Source organism: Desulfobacterales bacterium (genome assembly GCA_029211065.1).
In the GTDB taxonomy this organism is placed as follows: domain Bacteria; phylum Desulfobacterota; class Desulfobacteria; order Desulfobacterales; family JARGFK01; genus JARGFK01.
The window spans coordinates 1-25242 of record JARGFK010000020.1; the positions used below are offsets into that span (position 1 = coordinate 1).

A 25242-nucleotide genomic window follows, 5' to 3' on the forward strand; every position below is an offset into this window, starting at 1 on the left:
TATCCAATCCTCCCGGGTTGATTATGAAGCATACTTACCACATTTTTTACGACATTACAAGGTTGACGTGACACTAGCCTCTTCCTCTTAAAGCATATTTTCATTTTCCCGGAACCATAGAACCCTCGACCCCTTGGCCCCTTTTTCTTCCTACACATTATACACCCGCAGGATCGCTTCCAGCAAAGACCCGCCAATGGCTCTGGCTTTATCTGAAATTGTATAGCAATAGCTCTTGTCCTTCCGGGGATCGATATCACCAATTTTTAACCCCTTGCTGACCCGGCTTCCGGATCGAAGCAGCCCCCGGAGTACGCCGTCAATTCCGGCGTAAACCTTTTCGCTTTCCACCGTTCCGATAACATCGCCCGACTTTACCATATTGGTAATGGAATGCCTCGTTTTGAATATCCCCTCCAACGGCGCCCGCAAAACACGCTGATCCGTATGACCACCGATATTTCCGGGAATTCCTGTGTTCAATGCAGCGCTTCCGTCAGTGATGATACTTCCCAGATAATGCCCCCTGTTTGTTTCTATCACCATATGAACGTCTGAGGGTGCGGTGAATCCGGGGCCCAGCCCAATGACCAATGGGGCCTCGGTTTTTGCCGTTCCCATATTGGTTTTGGCCAGAATGGCATCGATAACGACCTGGGGGCGCATCGTTTTAAGGGCTGTCCAGTGTGGATCGACCAAAACGGCAATCGCTTTTTTATGCCAGGCCGCCCGGATTCCATCCGCATCCCCGGCTTTTCTGGCTTCAACCCCTTCGACTGTTGCGGCGCCCTTATAAACCGCTTCAGAAAAAGATACCGACCGCCTGACCGCTAACGGGTGGGGCATCTCCAGCATGAAGATGGTCTTAATGTTAGCCATATAAAGGCGCCAGGCAACCGCACTTGCCATTTCCCCCGCCCCCTTGATTCCGACAACGAGCCGGTTCAATTCGGTTTTCATTTTTTTCCCTCAAGTTCACCATGATGTTGCATAAGCCTTTAATCGTTCAAGACAAGGCTGTTCTTTCCATTGGGGAATCAAGTCAAATTCCTTAAAGGGAAGTTTTTCTTTATAACTTTTATTCATTCACTTGATCCCTTGAATCCCTGAATCCTTGAACCCTTTGATGTGAATCTACCAATTTGAAGCTAATCCTTTTTTTACTTTACATTGTCATATTTTATAGTCAACTCCAGAACTCATTTTCCGAACGGACACACCGGATAGCGGCATTCCTTGCAATTCATGCAAAGACCGCCATGGCCCAGTGCGGCAATATCATTTTTGGTGATGCTGTCCCCGGCCAGAACCCGCGGCAGCATCAAGTCAAATACGGTGGTGGCATGATAATACACGCATGCCGGCAAACCCATGATCGGGACTGTGTCAAGATAGGCATACAGAAACATGGCGCCCGGCAGAATCGGCGATCCGTAGAACATTATCTTTGCACCGGCCTGCTGGATGCCGATGCGCGTGACATCGTCCGGATCAACGGATAGTCCCCCCGTCGTTACAATCATGTCACATCCCAGGGCAATTAATTTCCGGATGGCATCGGCAATTTGTCCGGGATCATCCGGCACCAGAATTTTCTTAAGAATGGTTGAACCGAGACCGCTGATTTTAGAACCGACATATTTGTCGAATTCATCTTTTATCAATCCATCATAAAGTTCACTGCCGGTAACGACCGCCCCGACTTTTTTCTTCCCATAGGGTAATACTTCTATCAGCGATTTAAATCGTTCAGCAATCGTTTCCAGACGCTCAATCTTTTTTTTCCGGATAATCAACTGGATGATCCGGGTCGCAGCCACGGTTTGTTCGGCTTTACAGGGAAAGTTGTTTTTCAGGGTTGAAATGACAATACTGCCGATGCTGTTTATTTTCAGCAACCCGCCGGTGTGGATTTTAAGAACGCCATCGGTTTTGGCAATAAGATTTGTCTTGCCCTCGCACGGATCGGTCCACTTGAGCGCTTTGCCGGCAACAGCCCGGGCAATTCTCAATGCAGCCGTATCTTCGTGAACATAAGTATTCGACAGGTTCAGCACATAGAGGTGCTGCTTTCCCAGTTTCAATAACTCCGGAATATCTTTTTTCTGGACGATGTGTCCTTTTTTAAAACCCACGCCTTTAAATTTACCGGGTATGATCCAGGTAATATCATGGGGCAGGACCATCCCGACCGCATCTTCAACTTTGATTTTTTTCATTCTATCCATTCTGTTCCTTAATCAATCTCTTATTTGCGCCATAAACGGACGGGCTTTTTGCGACAGCCATTTCATCCGCAGCTCTACCGTTGCCAGTTTAAATCCATAAACCAGCCGGGTATACGGATCGGTCTCGGCAGCGTGATTTTGCTTTATTGTTAACCGAACGTTTTTAAGCAGTTCAATCTGGGCGTCGATCAGTTTTTTCCCTCCCAGGAGGGAGAGCTGGTAAAAAAAGAAAAGCTTTGCCATAAATTCGATCCGAAAATCCCTGACATGCCGGGTGGGTTCATGCAGCCATTTCAGAAAAGCGTCTTTTCCCTCCGGACTTATCGTAAAGATACGCTTGGCGGGACGTGCGTCCTGATGTTCCAGAGTGGATTGAACCAGTCCCTGCTGCTGGAGTCTTTTTAACAGCGCGTAAAGCTGGCTGGTGCCTACAAACCAGGTCGCTCCAAGGGCTTTTTCGGTGAACTGCATGATTTCATAGCCGTGCCTGGGGCCGGACATCAAGGCCCCCAGCAAGACATATTCGCTGGAAGGTTTGGTCTTCACTGCGTCAATCCCCTTTATATTCCATTTTAGAATATTTTAAAGTAAAATATAAAGTCAATAAAAATGTACGAACGGCGCCGTTGTTTTTTCTTGCATTCAGCGACTTTGAAATGTACGTTATTTGATCGAAATGCTCAATGTCCGTTGAAAATTGTCTGTTGTCCGTAATCAACAAGATTAAATGTATAAAAGAATGTCATTCCTGCGAAAGCAGGAATCCAGAAAGCAATGCCGGGTTAAGCCCGTAATGACAAAACCCATAATAGTTATGTCGCTCTGAGTAATTTATTTAGACATCTGACAATCCCAACAAAAGAAGACGGCAATCGCATCGTTTGAAGGAAACCTACTAATGAAATCGACCATTCAGACCTATGACCCCCAGTGCAAATCCCGTTGCGGCGTGATCTGTCATATTGAAGACGGAAAACTTGTGAAAGTCCGCAAGGATCCCGACCATCCCAACTTTACCAATCTATGCCCCAAGGGGCTTGCCAGCCCGGAGCTGGTCTATCATCCGGAGCGGTTGAAGTATCCCCTGAAGCGAACCCGACCCAAAACAGACCCGGACCCCGGCTGGAAGCGCATCACCTGGGAAGAAGCGCTGGGTACCATCGCGCAAAAACTCCTCCGAATCCGGAAAGAGTACGGCGCAGAAGCCGTTGTTTTCGGCAAAGGCTCTTCCGGCGGAGGACCTGCCAATGATTTCAAGGGGTGGATCTCCCGCCTGGGCCTGGCATTCGGCAGCCCCAATTATGACCACGGCACCATCCATATCTGCAGCTGGCATAAATCACAGGGCTCCCGATACACCTACGGCGTAAGCATGCCCAAGCCCGATTTTGAAAACACCAACTGCCTCCTCCTCTGGGGGCATAATCCGGCCGTATCCTGGAAAAAACATCTGGAGGATGTCAACGCGGCCCGCAAGCGCGGCGCAACTGTCATCATTATCGATCCCCGCCGCAATGAAACCTGGAAAAAAGGCGACCTGTGGCTGCCGGTCCGTCCGGGAACCGATACGGCCCTGGCACTGGCCATGCTGAATGTGGTCATCCATGAGAAGCTCTATGACCGCGAGTTTGTCCGCAGCTGGACCAATTCGCCGTTTCTAGTACGAACGGATAACGGCCGGTTTATCCGGCAAAACGAAATCGGACCTGCTTCACAAAACAACCCTTACCTGGTATGGGACGAGTCCGCGGACGATCTGCTGGGCTATGACCCCCAGAAAAGGAATTACCTGAAAGAAGGGAGACCGGCCCTGTCGGGCGAACACCGCCTGAAGCTTACGGATGGTAAAACCGTCACCTGCCGTCCGGCCTTTGCGTACCTGATTGAACGGGTCAATCAGTTTCCCCCGGAAAAATCAGCCGAAATAACATGGGTGGATGTGGACAGCATAAGAGAAGCCGCCCGTGCTTTTTATACCCAAAAACCGTCCTGCTATTACGCCTACAACGGCGTTGAGCAGCACACCGGCGCCATGCAGAACAACCGGGCCATCTGCACTTTCTTTGCAATCAGCGGCAACTTCGACAGACCCGGCGGCAATGTCATTTTCCCGAAACCCCAAACAAATCACATCGACGGCAAAAAAGAATTCAAGCTCGATAAACTGCCCCTGGGCAAGGAAAACCGTCCCCTCGGTCCCACGAATGTTCAGGCCAGAGACCTATACCGGGCCATCCTGGAGGAAAAACCTTACCCTGTCAAAGCACTGGTTTCTTTTAGCGGCAATTCCCTTACTGCCAACGGCGACAGCAAAAGGGGCAAGGCCGCTTTTGAAAAACTTGAGTTCTTTGTTTTGGCCGAACTCTTTGAAACCCCGGCCGCCAAAATGGCGGATATTCTGCTGCCGGCTACCACTGCTTGGGAATCATTCTTTGTGAAACCAACCTTTGAAGGAACCGCAAAGCCCTGCTGCCATCTTCAACTGATGCCCCAGGTTATAAAACCCCTGTATGAATCAAAGCCGGATATCACTATCATTTTCGAGTTGGCCAAAAAACTGGGGCTCTCGGACAAGTTCTGGAATGGAGACATTGAAGCGGCTTTTAATCATCAGCTTGCGCCAAGCGGCCTTACGGTGGAGGACTTGAGAAAAAATCCGGTCGGCATCTCTCTGCCGCAGCCGGTCAGGTATGAAAAATACAAAGAAATCGATGGGGTCGGCGTCAAAGGTTTTTCAACTCCTACCGGCAGAATCGAGGTGTATTCTGAAATATTCCTTGAAAATGGTTTTGATCCCCTGCCCGTATATGAAGAACCGCTCATGAGCCCTTTCAGCCGTCCGGAACTGACAGAGAAGTTTCCCTTTATCCTCACCAACGCCAAACTGCTGTCCTATTGCCACGGCCAGCATCGCGGGGTCCCTGCCCTGCGAAAAATGGCGCCCCATCCCTATGTGGAAATCCATTCCGACACTGCCGAGAAGCTGGGCATTAAAGCAGGCGACTGGGTCAAAATGTCAACCCCCCACGGGTCCATCCGCGTAAAGGCAAAATTACAGGAAGGCATCCACCCCCAGGTGGTCTCCACCCAGCACGGCTGGTGGCAGAGCTGTAAGCAACTGAACCTGCCCGGCTATGATCCCTTCAGCGATGCAGGCGCAAACGTGAACCTGATCGTAACCAACGATTTGGCCGACCCCATCACCGGGGCGGTCCCCCATAAATCCTATATCTGTAACATTGAGAAACTTCAGGAGCCTGCGTGAATACTGTTTTCCTCTTTCGCCCCTGACTGCGCAGGAAACAACTCTGGTAGGTGGCAATAATTTTCGTATGACGTTCTTAACTGTTTTTACTTCAATAAAAGAAACATGAGGAGGGATAATGGCGGTGATCAGTGCTTTTGATAATAAGAAATATATTGCCGAGCAAACAGATGAGATTCTTAAACGCGTTAATAAATTTAACGATAAGCTCTATCTCGAATTCGGGGGGAAACTTCTTTATGATTATCATGCTTCAAGGGTTCTGCCGGGATATGATCCGAATGTCAAGATGGCGCTTCTGCAGAAATTGAAAGACAATGCCGATGTTCTGCTTTGCATTTATGCCGGGGATATTGAAAGAAAAAAAATCAGGGCGGATTTTGGCATAACCTATGACGCCGATGCCCTTAAATTAATAGATGACCTGGTAGAATGGGAAATAAACGTCCTGGGAGTAGTCATTACCCGTTTTGATAACCAACCCAGCGCTAAATTATTTAAGAACAAATTAGAAAGAAGAAACATAAAAGTCTATACCCATCAATACACAAAAGGTTATCCTACGGATGTGGATTTAATCGTAAGCGACCAGGGCTATGGGGTTAATGAATATATTACGACGGAAAAACCGCTGGTTATTGTTACCGGGCCCGGGCCGGGTAGTGGAAAGCTGGCGACATGCCTTTCCCAGGTTTATCATGATTACAAAAAGGGGTTAAAATCCGGGTATGCAAAATTTGAAACCTTTCCTATCTGGAATCTGCCCCTCAAACACCCGGTCAATGTAGCTTACGAGGCGGCAACCGCTGATATTAAAGATTTCAACCTAATTGATCCATTCCATCTGGAAGCCTACAACAAAAAAGCCGTTAACTATAATCGCGATGTGGAGGTATTTCCTATCCTAAAAAGAATCTTAAAAAAAATAAGCGGCGGTGAGTCATTTTATCAATCGCCAACAGATATGGGTGTAAATCGAGTCGGATTTGCGATAACCGATGATGCACTGACAAGGGAGGCTGCCAAGCAGGAAGTGATTAGGCGATACTTTCGCTATCAATGTGAATATGCAATGGGATTAACGGATAAAGAAACAGCCCAGCGGGTAGAGCTTTTCATAAAAGATTTTAATCTTTCCCCCGAGTACAGAAGGGTTGTTGAACCTTCCCGAATGGCCGCTTTTGAAGCACAGAAAATACATAAGGGAAATGAGGGTGTTTATTGCGGTGCGGCCATAGAGCTGAAAGACGGAACGATAATAACGGGCAGCAATTCCCCGCATCTTCATGCAACATCCAGCCTTATTCTGCATGCCATTAAGCATCTCTCTGAAATTCCTAATAAAATTAAACTATTGCCGCCAAATATCATCGAATCGGTTAAAAATCTCAAAACAAAAGTTCTAGATGAAAAAACCCTGAGTCTGGATTTGTTAGAAGCACTTATTGCTCTCAGTATCAGCGCCACGACAAACCATACGGTTCAGCTGGCAATGGAAAAACTAACTGATTTAAAGGGGTGTGAAGTTCATATGACGCATATCCCCACGCCCGGTGACGAAGCAGGTTTGCGACGTCTGGGAGTAAATTTGACAAGTGATCCTAATTTTTCGACAAAAAACCTTTTTATTGCATCCACATCTTATGATCGCCTGTAATTCGTAATAAGGATCGCCTACAAATCATGGGTTGTTTTTTTATGAATGATGCTAAAATATTGGTTCCACCGCGTCCGGATGAGGAACCCATTGCAGCGGTGGCCGGGATTGAATCATTATCGCAAAAACGTCTGACGCCCTGTGGTTCGGGGAACATGATATGGCATGTGTGGGGCGAGGGAAAGCCGCTGGTGTTGCTGCACGGGGGATTCGGTTCCTGGCTGCATTGGATCCGCAATATTCCGGTATGGGCGAATCGGTTTACCGTTTTCGCAGCTACCCTGCCCGGATTCGGCGATTCAGATGATCTGCCGGAACCTCAAACCGTGGAAAATATCGCAGCGAGCGTATCTGCCGGAATTGATCAGATTCTGCCGCCCGGTGAACCGTTTCACATGCTCGGGTTTTCGTTCGGCGGCATCGTGGGCGGGCTTGTGGCAGCCTTGCAGGGCGACCGGCTGTTGTCGCACACGTTTTCAGGTTCGGGCGGGATGGGTCTTACGCGCAATCCCATGGAACCCCTCAAAAACTGGCGCAGGGCTAAAACGGAAGAGGAACGCCTGCAAGCCCACAGGCGGAATCTTGAAATATTAATGATTGCTGATCCTCAAAAGGTGGATGACCTGGCCGTTTACATTCAAAACTGGAACACGCCGCGCTGCCGTGTGCGAACCTACAAATACTGGCATCAGGATATTTTGCGAGAATCGCTCCACATGGCGAAGGGGCGGTTGATGGGACTTTACGGCAGCCGCGATGCGATTGTCAGCGGCCATATGCATGAGCGGATCAATTATCTCAGGGCTATTCAACCGGATCTGGTCTTTCGAGAGATTGAAGGCGCCGGGCACTGGGCCTGTTATGAGGCCCCAGAAACCTTTAACAAAACCTATTTTGAAATGCTGCACGCAATCAATATCAAGAAATGACCTTCAACCCATGGCGATAAAACCTTTCATCAATTTCAGGTTGATTTTTTTTGTCTTGGCAATAGCCTTGGGGCTTGGGTTGCTGCTATTCTCTCCGGCATCACTTTCAACTGAAGAATCAAAAACTGCAGCCCTTGTGATCATTATCATAAGTTCCTGGGCAACCGGAATTTTCCATGAACATTTGACCTCGCTGTTTTTCTTCTTTTTTGCCATGCTGTTCTCAATAGCGCCGGCGCAAGTAATTTTTTCAGGATTTGGAACAACTGTTTTTTGGTTGGTTTTCGGCGGCCTTGTAATAGGAATCGGGATTACGGACACAGGTTTAGGCAATAGAATCGCCGGCAAAGTTGTTGCCTATCTGGATGGGAGTTATTTCAGGTTGATAAGCGGCTTGGTTGTCATGGGCATCTTGTTTGCCTTTTTGATGCCGTCGCCCATAGGAAGGGTGCTGCTTTTAATACCCATTGCACTTAAAATATCAAGCTACTTCGGCTTTAAAAAAGGATCAAATGGTCAAACCGGCGTTATTCTATCGGTCATAGTGGGCACCGTTGTTCCGGCATTTGCCATTTTGCCGTCGAATGGGGTAAACATGATCCTTGCCGGTCTGTCTGAAACACAATTTCACATATCGATTTTATATGGAGATTACCTTTTTCTGAATTTTCCGATTTTCGGTATATTGAAAGCATTGGTTATTGTCTTTCTGATTCTGATGCTTTATCCGGACAAACCGAAAAAAAACAGAACAGAAGAGCTGATAGCCGCCGGACCCATATCGTCGAAAGAAACCGTATTGTTCGTCATCATCATATTACTTTTAGCACTGTGGATGACGGATTTTATTCATAAGGTCTCACCGGCGTGGATTTCACTGGGAGGCGCCATACTGCTGCTGATTCCCGGAATCCAAATCGTCGGCACGCATGAATTCAATAAAAAAATAAATTTTGGATCACTGTTTTACCTGGCAGGTGTTTTGGGCGTCGGCGGATTGGTCAGCCATTCGGGTTTAGGCAACGTGCTGGCCAATAAGCTGATTGCGTCATTGCCCTTTGGCGTGGACAAACCGTTTTTAAATTATGTTTTGCTCAGCCTTGTGTCTTCGTTCACGGGGATGATCGCCACGCTCCCCGGCGTTCCGGCAGTGATGACGCCCATTGCGGACAGTTTATCACAGGTTACGGGACTGCCTTTAAAAACTGTTTTAATGACGCAGGTACTGGGATTTTCAACCATATTTTTCCCGTATCAAATACCGTCAGTTGTAGTCGGGCTTCAAATAGCAGGTGAAAAATTGTCGGTGTCGGCAAAGCTCTTTTTGGCCCTGGCGGTAATAACTTACGTTTTCCTCTTGCCCATCAATTATTTTTGGTGGAAACTCGTTGGCGGGATATAATGGGGACCGGTTATATATTTCAAAAATACTTTTGCGGAACACACACATATCCTTCCATCAGACGCCGGGCGGTACGCCCCACGACAGCCTCGACATATTCGTATGCATTCCCGTTTCTATTAACCTTGACGCCGATCTCCATGACCCCGCCGGGATGGCCGATCCGGATGGTTTCGGCTTGATCGTCGCCGCCGAACATCTCATTGACGATCGTGCCTTTGATTTTTGCCGCCCCGGCCGTGCAGATAGCACCGGTGCCGGCATAGGCTTTGTGAAGCTCCCCCATGGATATGATCCGCCCCACCAGATCGATCTCATTTTTCCGGACCATTTTGCCGGTAATGGTTTGATAATCCCAAGGCTTGCTTACAAACGCAATTTTGGGGACTGCCTGCACTTTTTCCGTAGCTTCCTGGGGAGACGACGCCATGCCGATCATCACTGCTGTCATACTGCGAATGGACTCCAGTGTTTTCCGGATGTCGGCCGAAGCATCGATCTCATGAATCTCTATCCCTTTCAGCCCCAGATCGGCAGCCCGCACAAACACGATGGGATTGGCGGCATCCACGATGGAAACCACCATCTTTCCGAGCCCGGACACATCAACCGTATCGACCACATTTCCGGTGGGCAGCAGCCGGCCGGTTACTGACCCGCCCGGGTCCACAAAGTGAAGCGCAATTTTTGCACCGGTTCCGGGAACACCGTCGATGGTGTAATCGCCGCTTTCATCGAACCGGCCGTCTCTGACCGGAACCTCCGCCACGATACGTTTCTTGGTATTGACCTGATAGATGCGGACTTGGGTTAACGGCTCCTGGGCTTTTACCAGGTCCTCGTCAACGGCGAACGGACCCACCGCTGCTGAAATATTGCCGCAATTCCCCCGGAAATCAATCAGGGGGCTGTCAATGCCGACCTGCCCGAAATTGTAATTAACATCATAATCCGGATCATCAGCAGGACTGATGATGGCCACTTTGCTGGTGCTGGAAACCGCACCACCCATCCCGTCGATCTGGCGCCGGTTGAGGTCAGGGCTGCCATAAGCCGCAAGGATGACGCGATCCCGGACTGCCGGATCTTTTGGCAGATGGTTTTCATGAAAAAACACCGCCTTGCTGGTGCCGCCCCGCATGAAAACAGCCGGTATTCGTTTTTGCATCGAGGGTCTCCCTATCGCCGAACTTGAATACATGTTTTTCATAATTACGGTGACGTTCTAAAATCCCTCCCGACCTCCCTTTTAATAAAGGGGGCAAGGGGGATTTTCAAATTTGATATACCCTGGATTTAAAGGCTCCCTTTTTCCAGATAAGAACGGATGACCGCCATTTCCTTCTCGGACAGATAACCCTTTTTTAACCCCACGTCGAAACACTGATCCATTGTCACCACGGCATAGAGCTTGACATTTTCTTCCGCCAGTTTTTTTTCTCCGCCTTCCAGCCGGTCCAGCACCACCAGACAATGTTCGACCTTGCCGCCGGCATTTCGGATGCCTTGAAGAAAGTTGATTTTACTCAAGCCGTCGGTGATTAAGTCCTCATACAGCAGGACAGATTGGCCGGGTTCGATCCTGCCTTCCACCTGGGATGTCAACCCGTGTCCTTTGGGCTTTTTACGCACATAGACAAAGGGCAGATTCATTTTCTCGGCAAGCCAGGCTGCAAAAGGGATCCCGGCGGTTTCACCGCCGGCGATACTATCCACCGCTACTTTTTTTTCAGCCAACATCCACTGAGCGTATGCAGTAATGCTGTTTCGCAGCAGCGGATAAGAAATCAACAGCCGGCAGTCGATATAAAAGGGGCTGAGCTTGCCGGATGTCATTTTGATGGGGTTGTCCACCGAGACCTTGATTGAACCGGTTTCCCACATTGATTCCGCAATCATTTTCGGCAAATCTTTGTACATGTTGATAGACTCCTTTACCTTGTTCGTTTTTGGTCATTAGAATTTGCTTGTTATTAAAATCTCTCGATGAGTTTGAAGAAAGGGTTCCAGGATTCAAGGGGTCAAGGATTCAAGTGGCAAAGCGCTCCTCATTTGCCGCCTGCCTACCCGTTACTATTTACTCGTCACTCGTTACTATTTCCTCGCCCCGATCCCCGACCCATAGTCCTTTCCCTTTCAAAGCTTCATCGTTTATTTTATTTCACTTGAACCTCGGAATCCTTGAACCCTTGAATCCTCAGCAGTTCACTACTTCAACTGAAGGTCGTCCAAATATGATCACTTGATAATTCTACGAAACTGATTACCTTTTTGCTTCTTTCAGCATTTCAAGAATCCGCTCCTGGCCGGCGGGCAGATCTGTTATCTTTAAGCCGACTGCGTCACGAATGGCATTTAAAATCGCTGCCGCCACCGGCGTCACCGTAACTTCACTGAACCCCTTGGCGGAAAAGGGTCCGCTCGGTTCTTCTGCTTCAACAATACGGGCCGACAAAACGCCCGCATCCATGGAAGTCGGTATTTTATAATCGATAAAATTCGGATTGGTGATCACCCCGGACGCAATCTTAATTTCCTCCAGCAGGGCGTAACCGATACCCATACTGGTCCCGCCATGAATCTGGCCTTCGACGCTTTGGGGATGAATAGCTTTGCCGACATCCACAATATTGACCAGTTTGTCAACTGTAATTTTTCCGGTTTCTGTGTCCACTTCGACTACGGCAACCCCGCCGGCAAAAGAATAGGTGCCGCAGGGGCTTCCCAATCCGCACTCAGGATCCAGCGAAGCGGTGCGGGGAATAAAGTCCCCCACCCCCGATATGCCCTGCATGTAATTTTCCTTTAAAATATGGGCAACGCTTATCTTGTTCTCAGGATTACCGTCGACAACCACCATGCCGTTTTTGAGTACCATCTTTTCCACCGGCACATTCAAATGGATAGAAGCTTTTTCGAACAAAGTCGCCTTTACATTCCGGGCCGCCAGTTGAACCGCTTTGCCGGATATATACGTCACCCGGGAACCGGAAGTGGATTCGCAGTCCGGCGTCATGTCCGAATCGGTTGTCATTACCCTGATTTTTTCCAGGGGTACGCCGAGTTCCTCTGCCGCGATCTGGGCAAAGATGGTATCAGACCCCTGACCGATATCCACCGAACCGCAAATGACGGTGGCGCTGCCGTCAATGAGCAGGTTCACATAAGCCGTTCCCTGGGACCCTCCCCGGGTGCTGCCGATACCGTGATAAGCCAGCCCCACCCCGACGCCGCGCATTTTTCCGGGTGTTCCGGCAGACGTTTGCGACTTTATTGAATCAACAACCGCCCGGACAGTCTTTAAAACCTCCGGCATCCCCACACTGTCTTCCAGAATCTGGCCGGTTGCAGTTGAAGATCCGACCCTTAAAATATTTTTTTCCCTTAATTCGATGGGGTCCATGTTCAGCTGCCGGGCCAGTTCATCCATCTGGCGTTCATGGGCCAGTGCCCCCTGGGGTCCGCCGTATCCCCGCATAGCGCCACAGTTGGGATTGTTGGTATAAACCACGTACCCATCAATTTTAACATGGGGGATGTCATAAGGACCGGCCGCCTGAATGACGGAGCGGGCCAGCACGCCTTTTCCCACAACCATGTAGGGGCCGGTGTCGCTTGTCATGGTGACTTCAATGGCCTTGATCCGTCCGTCCCGGTTCGCCCCGGTTTTATAATGGATGATATAGGGATGCCGCTTGGTGGTGGTCAGGATCGATTCATCCCGGGCATAGACCACTTTCGCCGGCCGCCCGGTTTTAAAGGCCAGCAGGGCCGCATAACAGGGACACAGGCTCCATATCTTGCCGCCGAAGGCCCCGCCGGTAACCATCTGAATAATGCGAACCCTGTTCTGACTCAATCCCAGCATGGCGGCGATGGCCCGGCAATCAAAATGGGTATGCTGGGTGCTGGCCCAGACTGTGATATTGCCGTCCCCTTTCATTTCGGCAACGGCCGATTCAGGTTCAAGGTAGGCATGCTCAACCCGCTGGGTCCGGTATTCACCCTCCACAATGATATCGGATTCCGCAAAACCTTTTACGATATTTCCTTTACGGATTTTAATGTAGTCCGCCAGATTGCCCCCGGCATGAATGGCGGGCGCTCCCTCTTTTTGGGCGGCCATGGGATCGAAAACCGCTTCAAGTGGTTCGTATTCAACCTGGATTAAATCAAGAATTTCTTCAGCCGCCGCTTCCGTCTGGGCGCCCACCAGAGCCACCCCTTCGCCATAGAAATTGACTTCCGCACCCGCCAGAATCGGCTGATCGGCAATCATGGGGCCCATGGCATTCTTTCCGGGAATGTCCCGGTGCGTTAAAACCGTCACCCCGATCGCTGAGGCTGCACGGGAAGTGTCTATTTTCAATATCTTTGCCCGGGGATAAGGACTGCGTAAAACCTTGCCGTAAATCATATCATGAAAATGCAGATCGTTGGCATAGACCGCTTTTCCGGTTGTTTTACTTTTCGCATCGATCCGCGGAACGCTGTGACCGACAACGGCAAGGTTGTTCATAAGAAAACACCTCTGTTATAAAAATATCGTTAATTTGGAGCCCTTCAGCCCGCCCCGGACCGCCACACTGTGCGCCGCGAAAAAAAACGCCGACAACAGAGCGAACAGTATTTCCCGCATAAATCACGATCCATCCGGCAAGGCCAGGCCGCATCTTTGCAGTTTCCTGACGAGATAGCGCCAAATCATATCATACCGCTTCGGGTTGCGGCACTGTCTATACATCTTCAGGGCGGTCTCTTCTGAAATAGCCCTGATCTCCCCGAACTGCGCGGCCCTCTGCTGAATGCCCAGGGCGCCTTCAAAAAACAGAGCGTTCAGGCAGGCCTCTTCGATCCTGGGGCCGACGGTCACGATGCCGTGATTTCTCAAAACAACCGCGTTGTGGTCGCCCAGGGTCCGGGCAAGGCTGTGGGCCTGTTCCGGGGTTGTGACCAGCTCGGGACTCTCAAAGACCGGAACCCCCCTGGCAAAGATAACCCCATCCTGATTCAAGGGTTTGAAAGCCGCCCGGCTGGCGCTGAAAGCTGTTGTAAGGGCCGGATGAACATGCACCACACTGCCGACGTCGTCACGGATGTTATAGATGCCGGTATGAATCGGATTTTCGCCATGGGCCGGATGATCACCCGCGATGATATTCCCGGCAAAGTCAATCACGATCAGGTCATCGGGCGTCACCTCTTCCAAACCGAGCCCCTGGGGTTTGATATAGATGATTTCTTTTTCAGAAACCCTGAAGCTGGCATGGCCCAGATTATAATCGGCCATCCCCTCCATGAAAAGAACCCGGCAGGCCTGGGCCAGCTTCAGCCTGTTTTCAGCCGTATCTTTGTCCGTCATACAATATTTCCTTTTTTATTTGAGCTTTTTCAGATCGATCAGATAATGCGGGCTCTTTTCAGCCGCATGCTCGATAAACAATTCGCCCAGTTTAAACTTACGGGGGATCAGGCCCTGCTCATGGGCATAGGCCACCATGCTTTCCAGGCTTTTTTGATTCTCCTTAAGACCGTACACCCAGGGGTCCGGCCCCAGGATCTGCTTCTGCTCTTCCCAGTGGTGCATGAACCAGGCCAGTGACACTTTGCGCGGGTCTTCCATGCGGTGAAAGCAGATGTCCTTGGACTGATGAAATGCAACCTGCAGGTTTTTGGCAATCCAGGGATATGTTTCCACCAGATCCTGCTTCATCACAACGGTATGCATAATCGGAAAAAAACCGGTGTCCTTGAAAAAGCGCTTTTCCTCTGCCACCGGATCATCAAAAAGGCGCCTGACAGCCTTGTCTCCTCGGGAAAACGACGGCAGGATATCCGGGTAAATGGCTGCCGCCAGCTCGCCCCGGACGAGCATGCTGTCGATATCACCCCCCGGGGCAACCCGTTCTACCTTCAAGCCGGCTTTAGTTTTGGTTTGAACCGGCTCCTCATCCTGGGTAACCCATGTTATTTTTTTCAGTGAAACATTGTAATAGTGCTGCAGCATTCCCCTGAGCCAGAGGCCGGCGGTGTTCTGGGATGATCGCAGCCCCACCTTTTTCCCTTCCAGGTCCTTGGGTTTCCTGATTCCAGCCTTTGCGTTCACAAAAATATAGGAATGTCGAAAGCGGCGATGGGGAAAAACCGGGATCGCCACAAGAGGCTCCCCCTTTGCCTTTGAAACCAGATACTGGCACATGGAAAATTCACACACATCAAATTCCCTGTTCCGGATCATGCGCCAATGGCGCTCGGGAGAGGGCATGGTCAGAGATATTAATTCAATTCCCTCCGGCTGAACCCTGCCGTCCACCAGCGGGCGCGTCAGGTCATAGTCGCCGCATGCCAGCGTCAATCGCAGCTTTGCCATTGTTTTTTTTCCTCCTTTTTATTTCGCCGGAAAAAGATCCGGAAATTTCTCTTTGACCGTCCGGATCTGTTCATCGCTCGGTTTGACCACCGGTGCAAAGGTTTTCAATTTTTCCCAGGGCCGGCAGGCGTCGATAACCATGCGTGAATTCAACACACGGGAATCGTCGGGATAGCTCATGGGATCCAGACGGGTGCTCCAGCAGCGTTTCAGAATCTCCACATCCTCGCGGGGATCGGTGCGCGTGCAGATCGCCCACAGAACCTGATTGGTGTTGGAGGGATCAATATCATCATCCACGACAATGCTCAGACGGTTGGCATATGCGCCGGACTGGCATTGCGACGCCATCAGGACCACCTGCTTGGAATGACCCGGATACAGCTGTTTGATGGATGTCGTCAGCATAAACCGTCCGCCGCCGGCTTCATGGGCCCAGACCCCCTGAATCCCGGGGATTCCGGCTTTCTCAAGCTCGTCCAGAACCGCCGCACTTCTTAAAAAACTACGGTAATAGCAGTCATCATTGGGCGGAATCCGGGGCATGGCCCCCAGCATGATGGGGTCGTTGCGATGGTAAACCGCCAGGGTCGTGATCCTGGGCTGGGGTTTGCTGCCGCCGGCATAATACCCGGTCCGCTCGCCGAAAGGCCCTTCTTTTTCCACCAGGTCATCCGGGCGGATTTCTCCTTCAATCGTTATTTCCGCTGTTGCCGGCAGCGGCAGGCCTGTTCTGGGGCCTTTCACGATCTCCACCGCTTCGCCCCTGATCCCGCCGGTGACATCATATTCACTGGTGCCGTAGGGGATCTCCATCCCCCCCACCAGGTACAGCAGAATGTCCTGGCCGAATGTAATGGCCACCGGGCAGGGCTCGCCTCTGTCAAAGTATTTCTGCATGATAATGGCGCCCTGCTTCCCCTTTGAGATCATCACGGATAGGGTCTTGGGATCATGCACCTGCACCCGGTAGACACCCAGGTTGACCCATTCCGAATCCTGATCCTTCATGATGACCAGACAGCCGGTCCCCATGAACCGGCCCCCGTCAAGCTCGTGCCATATCGGGGAGGGAAATTTCAGCAGATCGATAGCGTCCCCTTCCTGGACATTCTCGAAAATCGGCCCGCCATTAACCGTCTTTGGCGGAACCAACTTAGCGCTGCGCAAATATCTCAGCCAGGCCCGGATTAAATCCTGGGCGTTCGACTCCGGCGGCATCCCCAGAGTATGGGCCACCCGCTTAATGGACGTCAATGAATTGGCCAGGATCCTGAACCCCGGCGGATACCCTTTTATCTTGTCAAAGAGAAGTGCCGGCAGCCCCATCTCCTCCTGGTAAATATCGGCGATCGTTCCGATCTCCAGATTCCAGTCCGCGCCCTCCACATGCTTGAGCTCGCCCATGGCATCAATTTCATCGATCCACTGTCGGCAGTCATGAATACTCATATTGCTCTCCGGTTATTTTTGTATTTTTCTCCAAAATGGAATCAGAATCTTCATGACCACCCGGTTTTTCCTTGTCTGTTGTCCGTTGTCCGTTGAAGTTCTGTCCCTGGACTACGAACCACGGACAACTGGCCTTCAGCCCTTCATTCTGACTCCAGGCTCTGGTCTCTGATCCCTGGCCCCTGACACCTTTTACTTAAAGATACTTAAACCCCTCTCCGTTCTTCACCCCCCCCTCCGGCGTAATTGAAACCCAGGAGTACGGCGACGGCTCAATGGTCTTGAGCTCTTTTTCATATTCTTCCTGGGTAACGTTTTTACCCACCTCGATCCAGCGGTCCAGTCCCAGAAAGTTCAGCAGCCGCTTATTGGTAATCCCCAAATAAATGACCCGGTCCGGTCCTTCATTCACGTGGGAATGCCAGTTCATGGTGGGCATGTAAAGGGCGTCGCCCTGCTCCCAGTCATAACGCTCGCCCTGAACAATGGAATAGCCTTTGCCCTCCAGAATAAATACCAGCGCCTCGTTGTGGTGCTTGTGCATCCGGGAGCTTTTTCCGGGGACCAATTCCGACAGATGGATATTAATGGTTCGCATGGGAAGATCGATATCCCGGCTGCGGTGCTTGCGTTCCTTGCAGTCGTACATGTCCTTTAAGGGGCTTTTCTGAACAATATTCTTCACCAGAATCGGCCGGACAACTTCTTCATGGCGATGAATCTTGCCGGTTTCTCTCGGGTTGACATCTTTTGGGTCGGTTTTCTTTGCTGTCATTTCTATCCTCCATTTAAAAATTGCTGATGTAAAACACCAAAATTCAGGGCGGTTGCCGTATTTTAATCATGTTTTACTTTAAGACCCTTCAGGACTTTCTCCGGCGTGATGGGCAGGTCTTTAATGCGAACCCCGACGGCATCATAAATGGCGTTGGCAATGGCCGGCGCCACCGGCACCAGGGAAATTTCGCCAAGGCCCTTGGCCCCGTAAGGTCCCTCCCGATGGGGTTCTTCCACCAGTATGGCCTGGATCTCGGGGATGTCCAGACTTCCCAATATCTTGTAGTCTGAAAAAGAGGGATTCAGGAGTCGACCCTTTGCGCCAAAGCGCATTTCTTCGATCATACAGCCCCCCATGGCCTGTATAAAACCACCCTGGATCTGCCCCAAGCAGTTTGACGGGTTGAGCGCCCGGCCGACATCATGGGCCGCGAAAACCTTCTTCACGCTGACCTTGCCGGTATCCGTATCAACGACAACCTGAACCCCGTGAGCGGCATACTGCCAGCAGAGCGACGGCTCGACTTCGAGTTTAACATGTTCGGGGACTTTGCCCGGCCAGTAATGGCAATAATTCCCTCTCCCCATGATATTGGCGCCGCCGGCATAGGTCATCTGGATAAAATCTTTCAAGGACATCCGGCTTTGGGGATGGGTCGTGTCGGAAATTGTGCCGTTTTCCAGGATCAGATGGCTGCGGTCTGTTTTAAAAATACGTTCGGCCAGGGAGAATAGCTGGTTTCTGATGTCCCGGGCAGCTTCTTTAACGGCATTACCCATAAAAAAGGTCGTCCGGCTGGAAGTGCTGGCCGGAAACATCGGGGTGGTGTAAGTGTCCGGCGGCATGACCCGCATGTTCCGGATGTCGATACTCAACTCTTCGGCCACAATCTGACAAAGGACGGTGTTGATGCCCTGCCCCATTTCAGTGGAGCTTACCAGGATATCGGCGCCGCCGTCCGGACTTAATTTTACAAACGCGTCCGCACCTGATGGCGTCCGTGAAATTTTATACCCGCAGGCAATGCCGGATCCGGTCTTCAGGTTTCCACGAACCGTCGCCTCGGTTTTGCTTTTTTTCATATGCGTCCGTACCTGATGGAGGCATTCTCCCAGGCCCACGGCATGGTGGGCCGTCTTTTCAGTTCCGGACACATAGCCTTCATCCACGATGTTCTTCAGCCGGATTTCAACCGGATCCATTCCCAGCTTCCGGGCAATGATGTCCATTTGAGAATCATGCGCCCAGCAGACCTGGGGAATCCCATATCCCCTGAAGGCGCCCCCCGGCGGTTTATTGGTATAGATGAGCTGTCCCTCCACCTTTACGTGGGGGATTTTGTAGGGACCGATGACCGCGTAGCGGCCTTTTCCCAGAACCGTGGCCCCCCGGTCGCAGTAGGCGCCGTTTTCATAAATTAAAATTGCATGGCGGGCGATTATCGTTCCGTCCTTTTTCACACCGGTCTTTAAGGTAATCCGGGCGGCATGCCGGGTCGTGGTGGAGGTAAACTCTTCCTGCCGGGTCAATAAAAACTTGACCGGCCGGTAATTGGCCTTCCATGCCAGGGGCAGGCCGGCGATCAGGCCGGTCATTCTGATTTTGGTGCCGAACCCGCCGCCCACATACGGCGGAACGACAATTCGGACCTTGCTGGGCGGGATATTCAATGCTTCGGCCACATTGCTGCGGGCGCCGTAGGGCGCCTGATCGGACGTCCAGATAGTGACGCCGCCGTTATGGTGAAACTGCGAAATGGCGGCACGCGGCTCCATGGCGGTGTGCTGGATGATCTGGGTCGTAAAGGTGTCTTCAAAAATATGGTCGGCTTCCCTAAAACCCTTTTCAATATCCCCGGCTTCGATAACCGTCCGGTCGCAGATATTAGACCCGGCCAGGGGATTCATATTGGCGGAGCGTTTGTAGTCCATGAGGTTTTCATGGATGACGGGCGCATCGGCCTTGAGCGCATCGTCAAGGGACAAAACCGGCGGGAGTTCTTCGAGTTCTACAACGAGCAGGTCGATGGCCGCTTCCGCCGCTTCCTCAGAGGTCGCCACAACGCCGGCAATGGCTTCGCCGGCAAAACGAATGCGGTCCACAGCCAGAAAGGGCTGATCTTTCATGGGGTTGCCGCAGAGGGGATTGGAAAAACGTTCGGCAAACGCTTTGCCGGTTACCACAGCCCTGACCTCCGGAACTTTTTCGGCCAGGGACGTATCCACAGCGAGTATTCTGGCATGGGCCACGGTGCTGCGTTTCACCTTGCCGTAGAGCATACCGGGAAAGCGCAAATCATTGACAAACTGGGCCTGGCCCGTGACCTTATCGATTGCGTCTATCTTAATCAGCGGTTTGCCGATGGATTTGTATTCGACCATTTATATACCCCCGAAGATTTTTAATTTGTGTGACAACTTTCATCTCTTCGCATTTTTACCCCCCAAGAGACTGTCTGGTAACTCCCTCTCCCATCTTGGGAGAGGGTCGGGGTGAGGGTGTAACTAACTGAATTCCCCCCCTCACCTAACCTCTCCCCACAAGGGGGAGAGGAATTAAAGATTGTCGGACAGCCTCCAAGCCCTTCTTTATCAAAGGGGGATTTTTAAAAAAATCAACTGGCAGGCCATGTTTCAAGTTATGACTCCCGATGCTTAAGGCTGAATTTCTCAAAAAAGCTCTTTGAACTTTTCCGTCAATTTCCCTTTCAACTCCTCGCTGACGCCCACCACCGGCGGGAAATCCCCCCGCAGGACGCGGTGATAAGGCCGGCAGGCATCCACCAGTATCCGGTTATTGTAGTTGCCGAATTCCGGCAGGACCAGGGGGTCTCTTCCGGAAGACCAGGCCTTCCTGATGATGTCGATGTCTTCAACTGCATCCACCCGGGTGGTCATGGCCCAGAGGACCTGATCGATGTCGGACGGATCAATATCTTCATCCACCACCACCACCCATTTCCCGTTGTAGGCGGCCGCCTGAATGGCGGATGAGGCCACGTGCAGAACCTGACGGGCGTGCCCGTGATAGCGCTGCTTTATGGAAATCACCAGAAACCGGACGCCCATGCCGGCCTCATGCTGCCAGACGCCCCTGACCTCCGGGATGTCGCACCTGTTCAGGTTCTCCCAGATCGCGGCGCTTCCGGTAAAGGATTTAAGCAGGACGGTTTCGTCAATGGGTTTATGCTGGGGCGCGCAGCATAGTATGGGGTCGTTGCGATACATAATGGATTTAACCCGGACATAGGGCCGCCTTTTAGCCTGGCTGCAGTAATAACCGGTCCATTCACCAAAGGGGCCTTCCTCTTTTTTATCCCCGGGGAATGTATCCCCCTCGATCACAATTTCAGCCGACGCCGGTATGGGAAACCCGGTGTACGGGCCCCGGACCACCTCAACCGCTTTTCCGCGTACACCGCCGGCAAAATCCAGTTCAGAGATATTCTCCGGCACCGGCGACGCCCCCAGCATGTAAAACAGCGGGTCCTGCCCCACCATGATGGCCACCTTCATGGGTTTGTCCTGGGAAAAGTACTTGTCACGATGGATGCGGCCATGCTTTCCGCCGGTAATCTGCAGGCCGACGGTTTTTTCATCATATACCGTTGAACGATACGTCCCCAGGTTGTACCATTCCCTGTCAGGGTCCCGGGTAATCACCGCACAGGCTGTCCCGATATAACGGGCCTTGTCCCGTTCATGGTGCCGCGGGCTGGGAAACTGCAAGACATTGACATCTTCCCCCGTCTGTATATTTTCAAGGACCGGCCCGTCCTTAACGAATTTAGGAGGGATGGGCTGGAGACTGTTGATTTTTTCCTGATAGGCCCGGACCATGTCAATCCGGTTTTGGTTCAACGGCAGGCCCAGGGTCAACGCCACCCGGTTGGGGGTGCTGAAATGGCCGTACAGCGTCCGAAAGCCTTTGGGATAATCCGGAATTTCGTCAAACAGGAGCGCCGGCGTGCGGGTCTTGTACTTTTCATGCATGAGCTGGGTCAGCGGCCCCATTTCCCGGTCCCAGTGGGCCCCGCTGATCCGTTTCAGTTCGCCGATACTCTCCACCTGCTCCAGCCACTCTCTCAGGTCCACGTACATGGTATGCCCTTTCGTAATTATTTTAAATCATTTACGATTTAAGGGTTTACATTTTGGATGACATAACCAAAATGTCCGTTGTTGGTTGTTTGTTGTCCGTTGAAGTTCCCGCCACGGACTACGGACCACGGACAACATACCTTCTATCTCTTGTTCGACGTAACCCGGAAGGCTAAGCAGAATCAGTCTTTCTTTTCGACCCCTGGCCCCTGATCACTGACCCCTTCCTTCATCGCCTTCAGCAGCTTTTCCGGCGTAATGGGCAGATCCTTGATCCGTACCCCAACGGCGTCATAAATGGCATTGGCAATGGCCGGCGCAATGGGCACGGTGGTCATCTCGCCCAGGCCCTTGGCGCCCCAGGGACCCTCGCTGCAGGGCACTTCAACGATGATCGGAATTATCTCCGGAATATCCATGGCCGTCGGCAGCTTATAGTCCAGAAAGTTCGGATTGCGGACTTCGCCCTTTGCGCCGATGAGCATTTCTTCCATCAGAGTGGGCCCCAGTCCCTGGATGATCCCGCCTTCGATCTGCCCTTCACAGGCGTTGGGATTGATGGCCTTGCCCACGTCGTGGGCGCCGACAATCTTTGTCACGCGCACCTGTCCGGTTTCAATATCCACCTCGACCTCGACATAATGGGCGCCGTACATCCAGAAAATACTGGGGGACGACCAGGGCCCGGCGCAGACGCCTTCGTCGTCGGGATGATACGACCCCCGGCCGATGATATCGATCCCGGCCCGGCATTGGTTTTTAAGCACATCAGCATATGACATCCGATTTGTTTTGTTCTTGAGCACAAACACACACCCCGTTTCAATGCCTAGCGCCGTTGGCTGCTCTCCCAGTACCTGGGCGGCAATTTGAAATATCTGGTCCCGGACGTCTCTGGCCGCGTTTTTAACGGCATTACCCATATGAAAGGTGCTTCTGCTGGAGGTGGTGGACGCGTCATAGGGGGTGATGTCTGTGTCCGGAGTGGAGACGGTAATCGCCGCCACCGGAACCCCTATCTCCTCGGCCACCATCTGGGCCAGGATGGTTTTGGCTCCCTGGCCGATTTCAACGGTGCTGGTGAGCAGCTCAACGCTGCCGTCCTGGCTGACCTTGACAATGGCGGATGACCCGGACGGAGTTTTGGTGTTCTTGTATCCGCAGGCAAACCCTTTGCCGTGAAACTTTTTTCCGGGTTCTTCCCAGCGGACGTCCGCTGTGGCTTTTTCAATGCATTCGGTCAGGCCGACGCTGTTAAGGATCTGCTGGCCGGTGGGGGATATATCGCCCTCGCGGACGGCGTTCTTCAGGCGGATTTCCACCGGGTTAATACCCAGTTCCGCGGCGATGATGTCCATCTGGGATTCATGGGCCCAGGCTGCCTGGGTATGGCCGTATCCCCGAAATGCGCCGGCAATGGGCCTGTTGGTATAGACGCAATAGCCGGTCACTTTGACGTGGGGAATGTTATAAGGTCCGGCCGCAGCAGTGCTGGCCTGCTGGCAGACCGTCGGCCCTTTTTCGGAATAGGCGCCGGTATCGTAAATGAGATCCACTTCCCGCGCCAGAATCCGGCCGTCTTTTTTAACGCCGGTTTTCATTTTAATGACGCTGGGATGCCGCACCAGCGACGACGTAAACACCTCTTCCCGGGTCAACACCATCTTGACCGGACGTCCTTTGGTTTTCAGGGCTAGGGCAATGCAGAGGGTCTCGACCTTCAACCCGCCCTTTGCGCCAAACCCGCCTCCCATATAAGGGGGAGAGATCACCCGGATTTTTTTCAACGGAAGGCCCAGCGCTTCGGCCAGATCTTTGCGCAGCCGGTGCGGTCCGTCATTGGTCACCCATATGGTGATGCTGCCGGAGGCATCGACCCGGGCAATGGCCATATGGGGTTCGATGGCGCCGTGCTGGACCATCTGGGTGGTGAAGGTGTCTCTAAAGATGGCATCGCTTTCGGCAAACCCCTGTCCAATGTCGCCTTTGATAAAACTTACATGGTGGCAGATATTGGTCCCTGCTATCGGTTGAATCACGGGTAGATGATGATAGTCCCCTAAACGTTCATGCACCAGGGGCGATTTTGGCGCCATGGCTTTTTCAGGATCCACCACAACCGGCAGCTCCCGGTATTCAACCCGTATCAGGTCAAGCGCCTTTTCAGCGATTTCCACTCTTATCGCCGCCACCACTGCCACCGGTTCGCCGGCGTAGCGCACCTTTTCCACTGCCAGAAAGGGATAATCCTTCAGGGCCTCGCCCCCCAGGGCCTGGATGTCTTTACCCGTCACAATGGCTTTTACGCCCGGCAGGAGCAGGGCTTCACGGATATCGACAGCGACGATTTCGGCGTGGGCAAACGGGCTCCGCAGGGCCTTGCCGTAAAGCCCCCTGCTGAAATCCATATCGTCACCGAAAACAGCGCTGCCGGTAACCTTTTCAACCGCATCGATTCGGGGAATCGACTGCCCGACGGATAATTGCTTCATTTAGCTGAACCTTTAGCTGCGGCGCTTGAAACCGCCTGGATGATTTTTACATACCCGGTGCAGCGGCATAAATTTCCGGAAATCGCCTCCTTGATTTCCCCCTCGCTGGGGTGGGGATTCTGATCCAGAAGCGCTTTGGCGGAAAGGATCATCCCCGGGGTGCAATAACCGCATTGAACGGCGCCTTCGTTGACAAACGCCTCCTGCAGGGAATGCAGCGAGCCGTTATCCGCCAGCCCTTCAATGGTCAGGATTTCGCTCTTTTTTACGTCTATTGCCAGCATCAGGCAGGACGTAACCGGTTTGCCGTCGAGCAAAACCGTACAGGCGCCGCACTGGCCGGTGTCACACCCTTTTTTGGTTCCGGTCAGACCGATCTTATCCCTTAACACATCCAGCAGGGTTTCGTTGGGCTTGACTGAAACCGCGTGGATTTCTCCGTTCACCTTTAACTCGATTGAAATCATAGCCACTCCTCTATCGTCCCTTTTTTGAAGCCCGGTTATCTACAAAGGACAAGTTAACTCCAACGCGGTCGCCATGGTGATCCGATTCGGAGCGTGTGACTG

Annotated in this window: 18 protein-coding genes; 4 read left to right on the forward strand and 14 right to left on the reverse strand. The window is 51.8% G+C overall.

Annotated elements, in window-relative coordinates:
• Window positions 1-150: 150 nt before the first annotated feature.
• The 3 genes from yqeB to P1P89_06320 all read right to left on the reverse strand — a co-directional run bounded on the left by yqeB (window position 151) and on the right by P1P89_06320 (window position 2774).
• Window positions 151-960 (reverse strand): selenium-dependent molybdenum cofactor biosynthesis protein YqeB, encoded by an 810-nt coding sequence (gene yqeB, locus P1P89_06310; GenBank protein MDF1591111.1) that lies wholly within the window; start codon window positions 958-960, stop codon window positions 151-153.
• A gap of 239 nt (window positions 961-1199) precedes the next feature.
• Window positions 1200-2219 carry a molybdopterin-binding protein gene (locus P1P89_06315; GenBank protein ID MDF1591112.1) on the reverse strand — a complete coding sequence of 340 codons (1020 nt, stop codon included), beginning with the start codon at window positions 2217-2219 and terminating at the stop codon, window positions 1200-1202.
• Window positions 2220-2240: 21 nt separating this feature from the next.
• On the reverse strand, window positions 2241-2774 hold the full coding sequence (locus P1P89_06320) for a PadR family transcriptional regulator (protein MDF1591113.1): 534 nt from the start codon (window positions 2772-2774) through the stop codon (window positions 2241-2243).
• A gap of 352 nt (window positions 2775-3126) precedes the next feature.
• On the opposite strand from P1P89_06320, the gene P1P89_06325 reads away from it, so the two are divergent.
• The 4 genes from P1P89_06325 to P1P89_06340 all read left to right on the forward strand — a co-directional run bounded on the left by P1P89_06325 (window position 3127) and on the right by P1P89_06340 (window position 9481).
• Complete coding sequence (locus P1P89_06325) at window positions 3127-5493, forward strand: molybdopterin-dependent oxidoreductase (protein ID MDF1591114.1); 2367 nt, start codon at window positions 3127-3129, stop codon at window positions 5491-5493.
• A 118-nt stretch (window positions 5494-5611) separates the two neighbouring features.
• Window positions 5612-7150, forward strand: coding sequence for a DUF1846 domain-containing protein (locus P1P89_06330; protein ID MDF1591115.1), 1539 nt, complete (start codon window positions 5612-5614; stop codon window positions 7148-7150).
• Window positions 7151-7191: 41 nt separating this feature from the next.
• A complete protein-coding gene (locus P1P89_06335; protein MDF1591116.1) occupies window positions 7192-8079 on the forward strand; it encodes an alpha/beta hydrolase in 888 nt (295 codons plus the stop codon).
• A 10-nt stretch (window positions 8080-8089) separates the two neighbouring features.
• Complete coding sequence (locus tag P1P89_06340; protein ID MDF1591117.1) at window positions 8090-9481, forward strand: SLC13 family permease; 1392 nt, start codon at window positions 8090-8092, stop codon at window positions 9479-9481.
• 19 nt (window positions 9482-9500) lie between these two features.
• Here the strand turns inward: P1P89_06340 and P1P89_06345 are convergent, their stop codons facing one another.
• The 11 genes from P1P89_06345 to P1P89_06395 form a co-directional block, all read right to left on the reverse strand.
• The gene (locus P1P89_06345; GenBank protein ID MDF1591118.1) at window positions 9501-10649 is read right to left on the reverse strand and encodes a PrpF domain-containing protein; all 1149 of its coding nucleotides are present in this window, start codon (window positions 10647-10649) and stop codon (window positions 9501-9503) included.
• A 128-nt stretch (window positions 10650-10777) separates the two neighbouring features.
• The gene (pyrE, locus tag P1P89_06350) at window positions 10778-11401 is read right to left on the reverse strand and encodes an orotate phosphoribosyltransferase (protein ID MDF1591119.1); all 624 of its coding nucleotides are present in this window, start codon (window positions 11399-11401) and stop codon (window positions 10778-10780) included.
• 343 nt (window positions 11402-11744) lie between these two features.
• Window positions 11745-14000: a xanthine dehydrogenase family protein molybdopterin-binding subunit gene (locus tag P1P89_06355; GenBank protein ID MDF1591120.1), complete on the reverse strand. Its 2256-nt coding sequence runs from the start codon at window positions 13998-14000 to the stop codon at window positions 11745-11747.
• A 123-nt stretch (window positions 14001-14123) separates the two neighbouring features.
• The gene (locus tag P1P89_06360; protein ID MDF1591121.1) at window positions 14124-14843 is read right to left on the reverse strand and encodes a class II aldolase/adducin family protein; all 720 of its coding nucleotides are present in this window, start codon (window positions 14841-14843) and stop codon (window positions 14124-14126) included.
• A gap of 15 nt (window positions 14844-14858) precedes the next feature.
• Window positions 14859-15851 carry an ABC transporter substrate-binding protein gene (locus tag P1P89_06365; GenBank protein MDF1591122.1) on the reverse strand — a complete coding sequence of 331 codons (993 nt, stop codon included), beginning with the start codon at window positions 15849-15851 and terminating at the stop codon, window positions 14859-14861.
• Between the two features lie 18 nt (window positions 15852-15869).
• Window positions 15870-17303, reverse strand: a complete 1434-nt coding sequence (locus P1P89_06370) for a UbiD family decarboxylase (protein MDF1591123.1) — start codon at window positions 17301-17303, stop codon at window positions 15870-15872.
• Between the two features lie 196 nt (window positions 17304-17499).
• The gene (locus P1P89_06375; GenBank protein MDF1591124.1) at window positions 17500-18078 is read right to left on the reverse strand and encodes a cupin domain-containing protein; all 579 of its coding nucleotides are present in this window, start codon (window positions 18076-18078) and stop codon (window positions 17500-17502) included.
• A gap of 62 nt (window positions 18079-18140) precedes the next feature.
• The gene (locus P1P89_06380) at window positions 18141-20462 is read right to left on the reverse strand and encodes a xanthine dehydrogenase family protein molybdopterin-binding subunit (protein MDF1591125.1); all 2322 of its coding nucleotides are present in this window, start codon (window positions 20460-20462) and stop codon (window positions 18141-18143) included.
• A 288-nt stretch (window positions 20463-20750) separates the two neighbouring features.
• Window positions 20751-22181, reverse strand: coding sequence for a UbiD family decarboxylase (locus P1P89_06385; GenBank protein ID MDF1591126.1), 1431 nt, complete (start codon window positions 22179-22181; stop codon window positions 20751-20753).
• A 182-nt stretch (window positions 22182-22363) separates the two neighbouring features.
• Window positions 22364-24673 carry a xanthine dehydrogenase family protein molybdopterin-binding subunit gene (locus P1P89_06390; protein ID MDF1591127.1) on the reverse strand — a complete coding sequence of 770 codons (2310 nt, stop codon included), beginning with the start codon at window positions 24671-24673 and terminating at the stop codon, window positions 22364-22366.
• A complete protein-coding gene (locus tag P1P89_06395; GenBank protein MDF1591128.1) occupies window positions 24670-25140 on the reverse strand; it encodes a (2Fe-2S)-binding protein in 471 nt (156 codons plus the stop codon). The genes P1P89_06390 and P1P89_06395 overlap by 4 nt, the downstream gene beginning before the upstream one ends.
• Window positions 25141-25242: the final 102 nt, after the last annotated feature.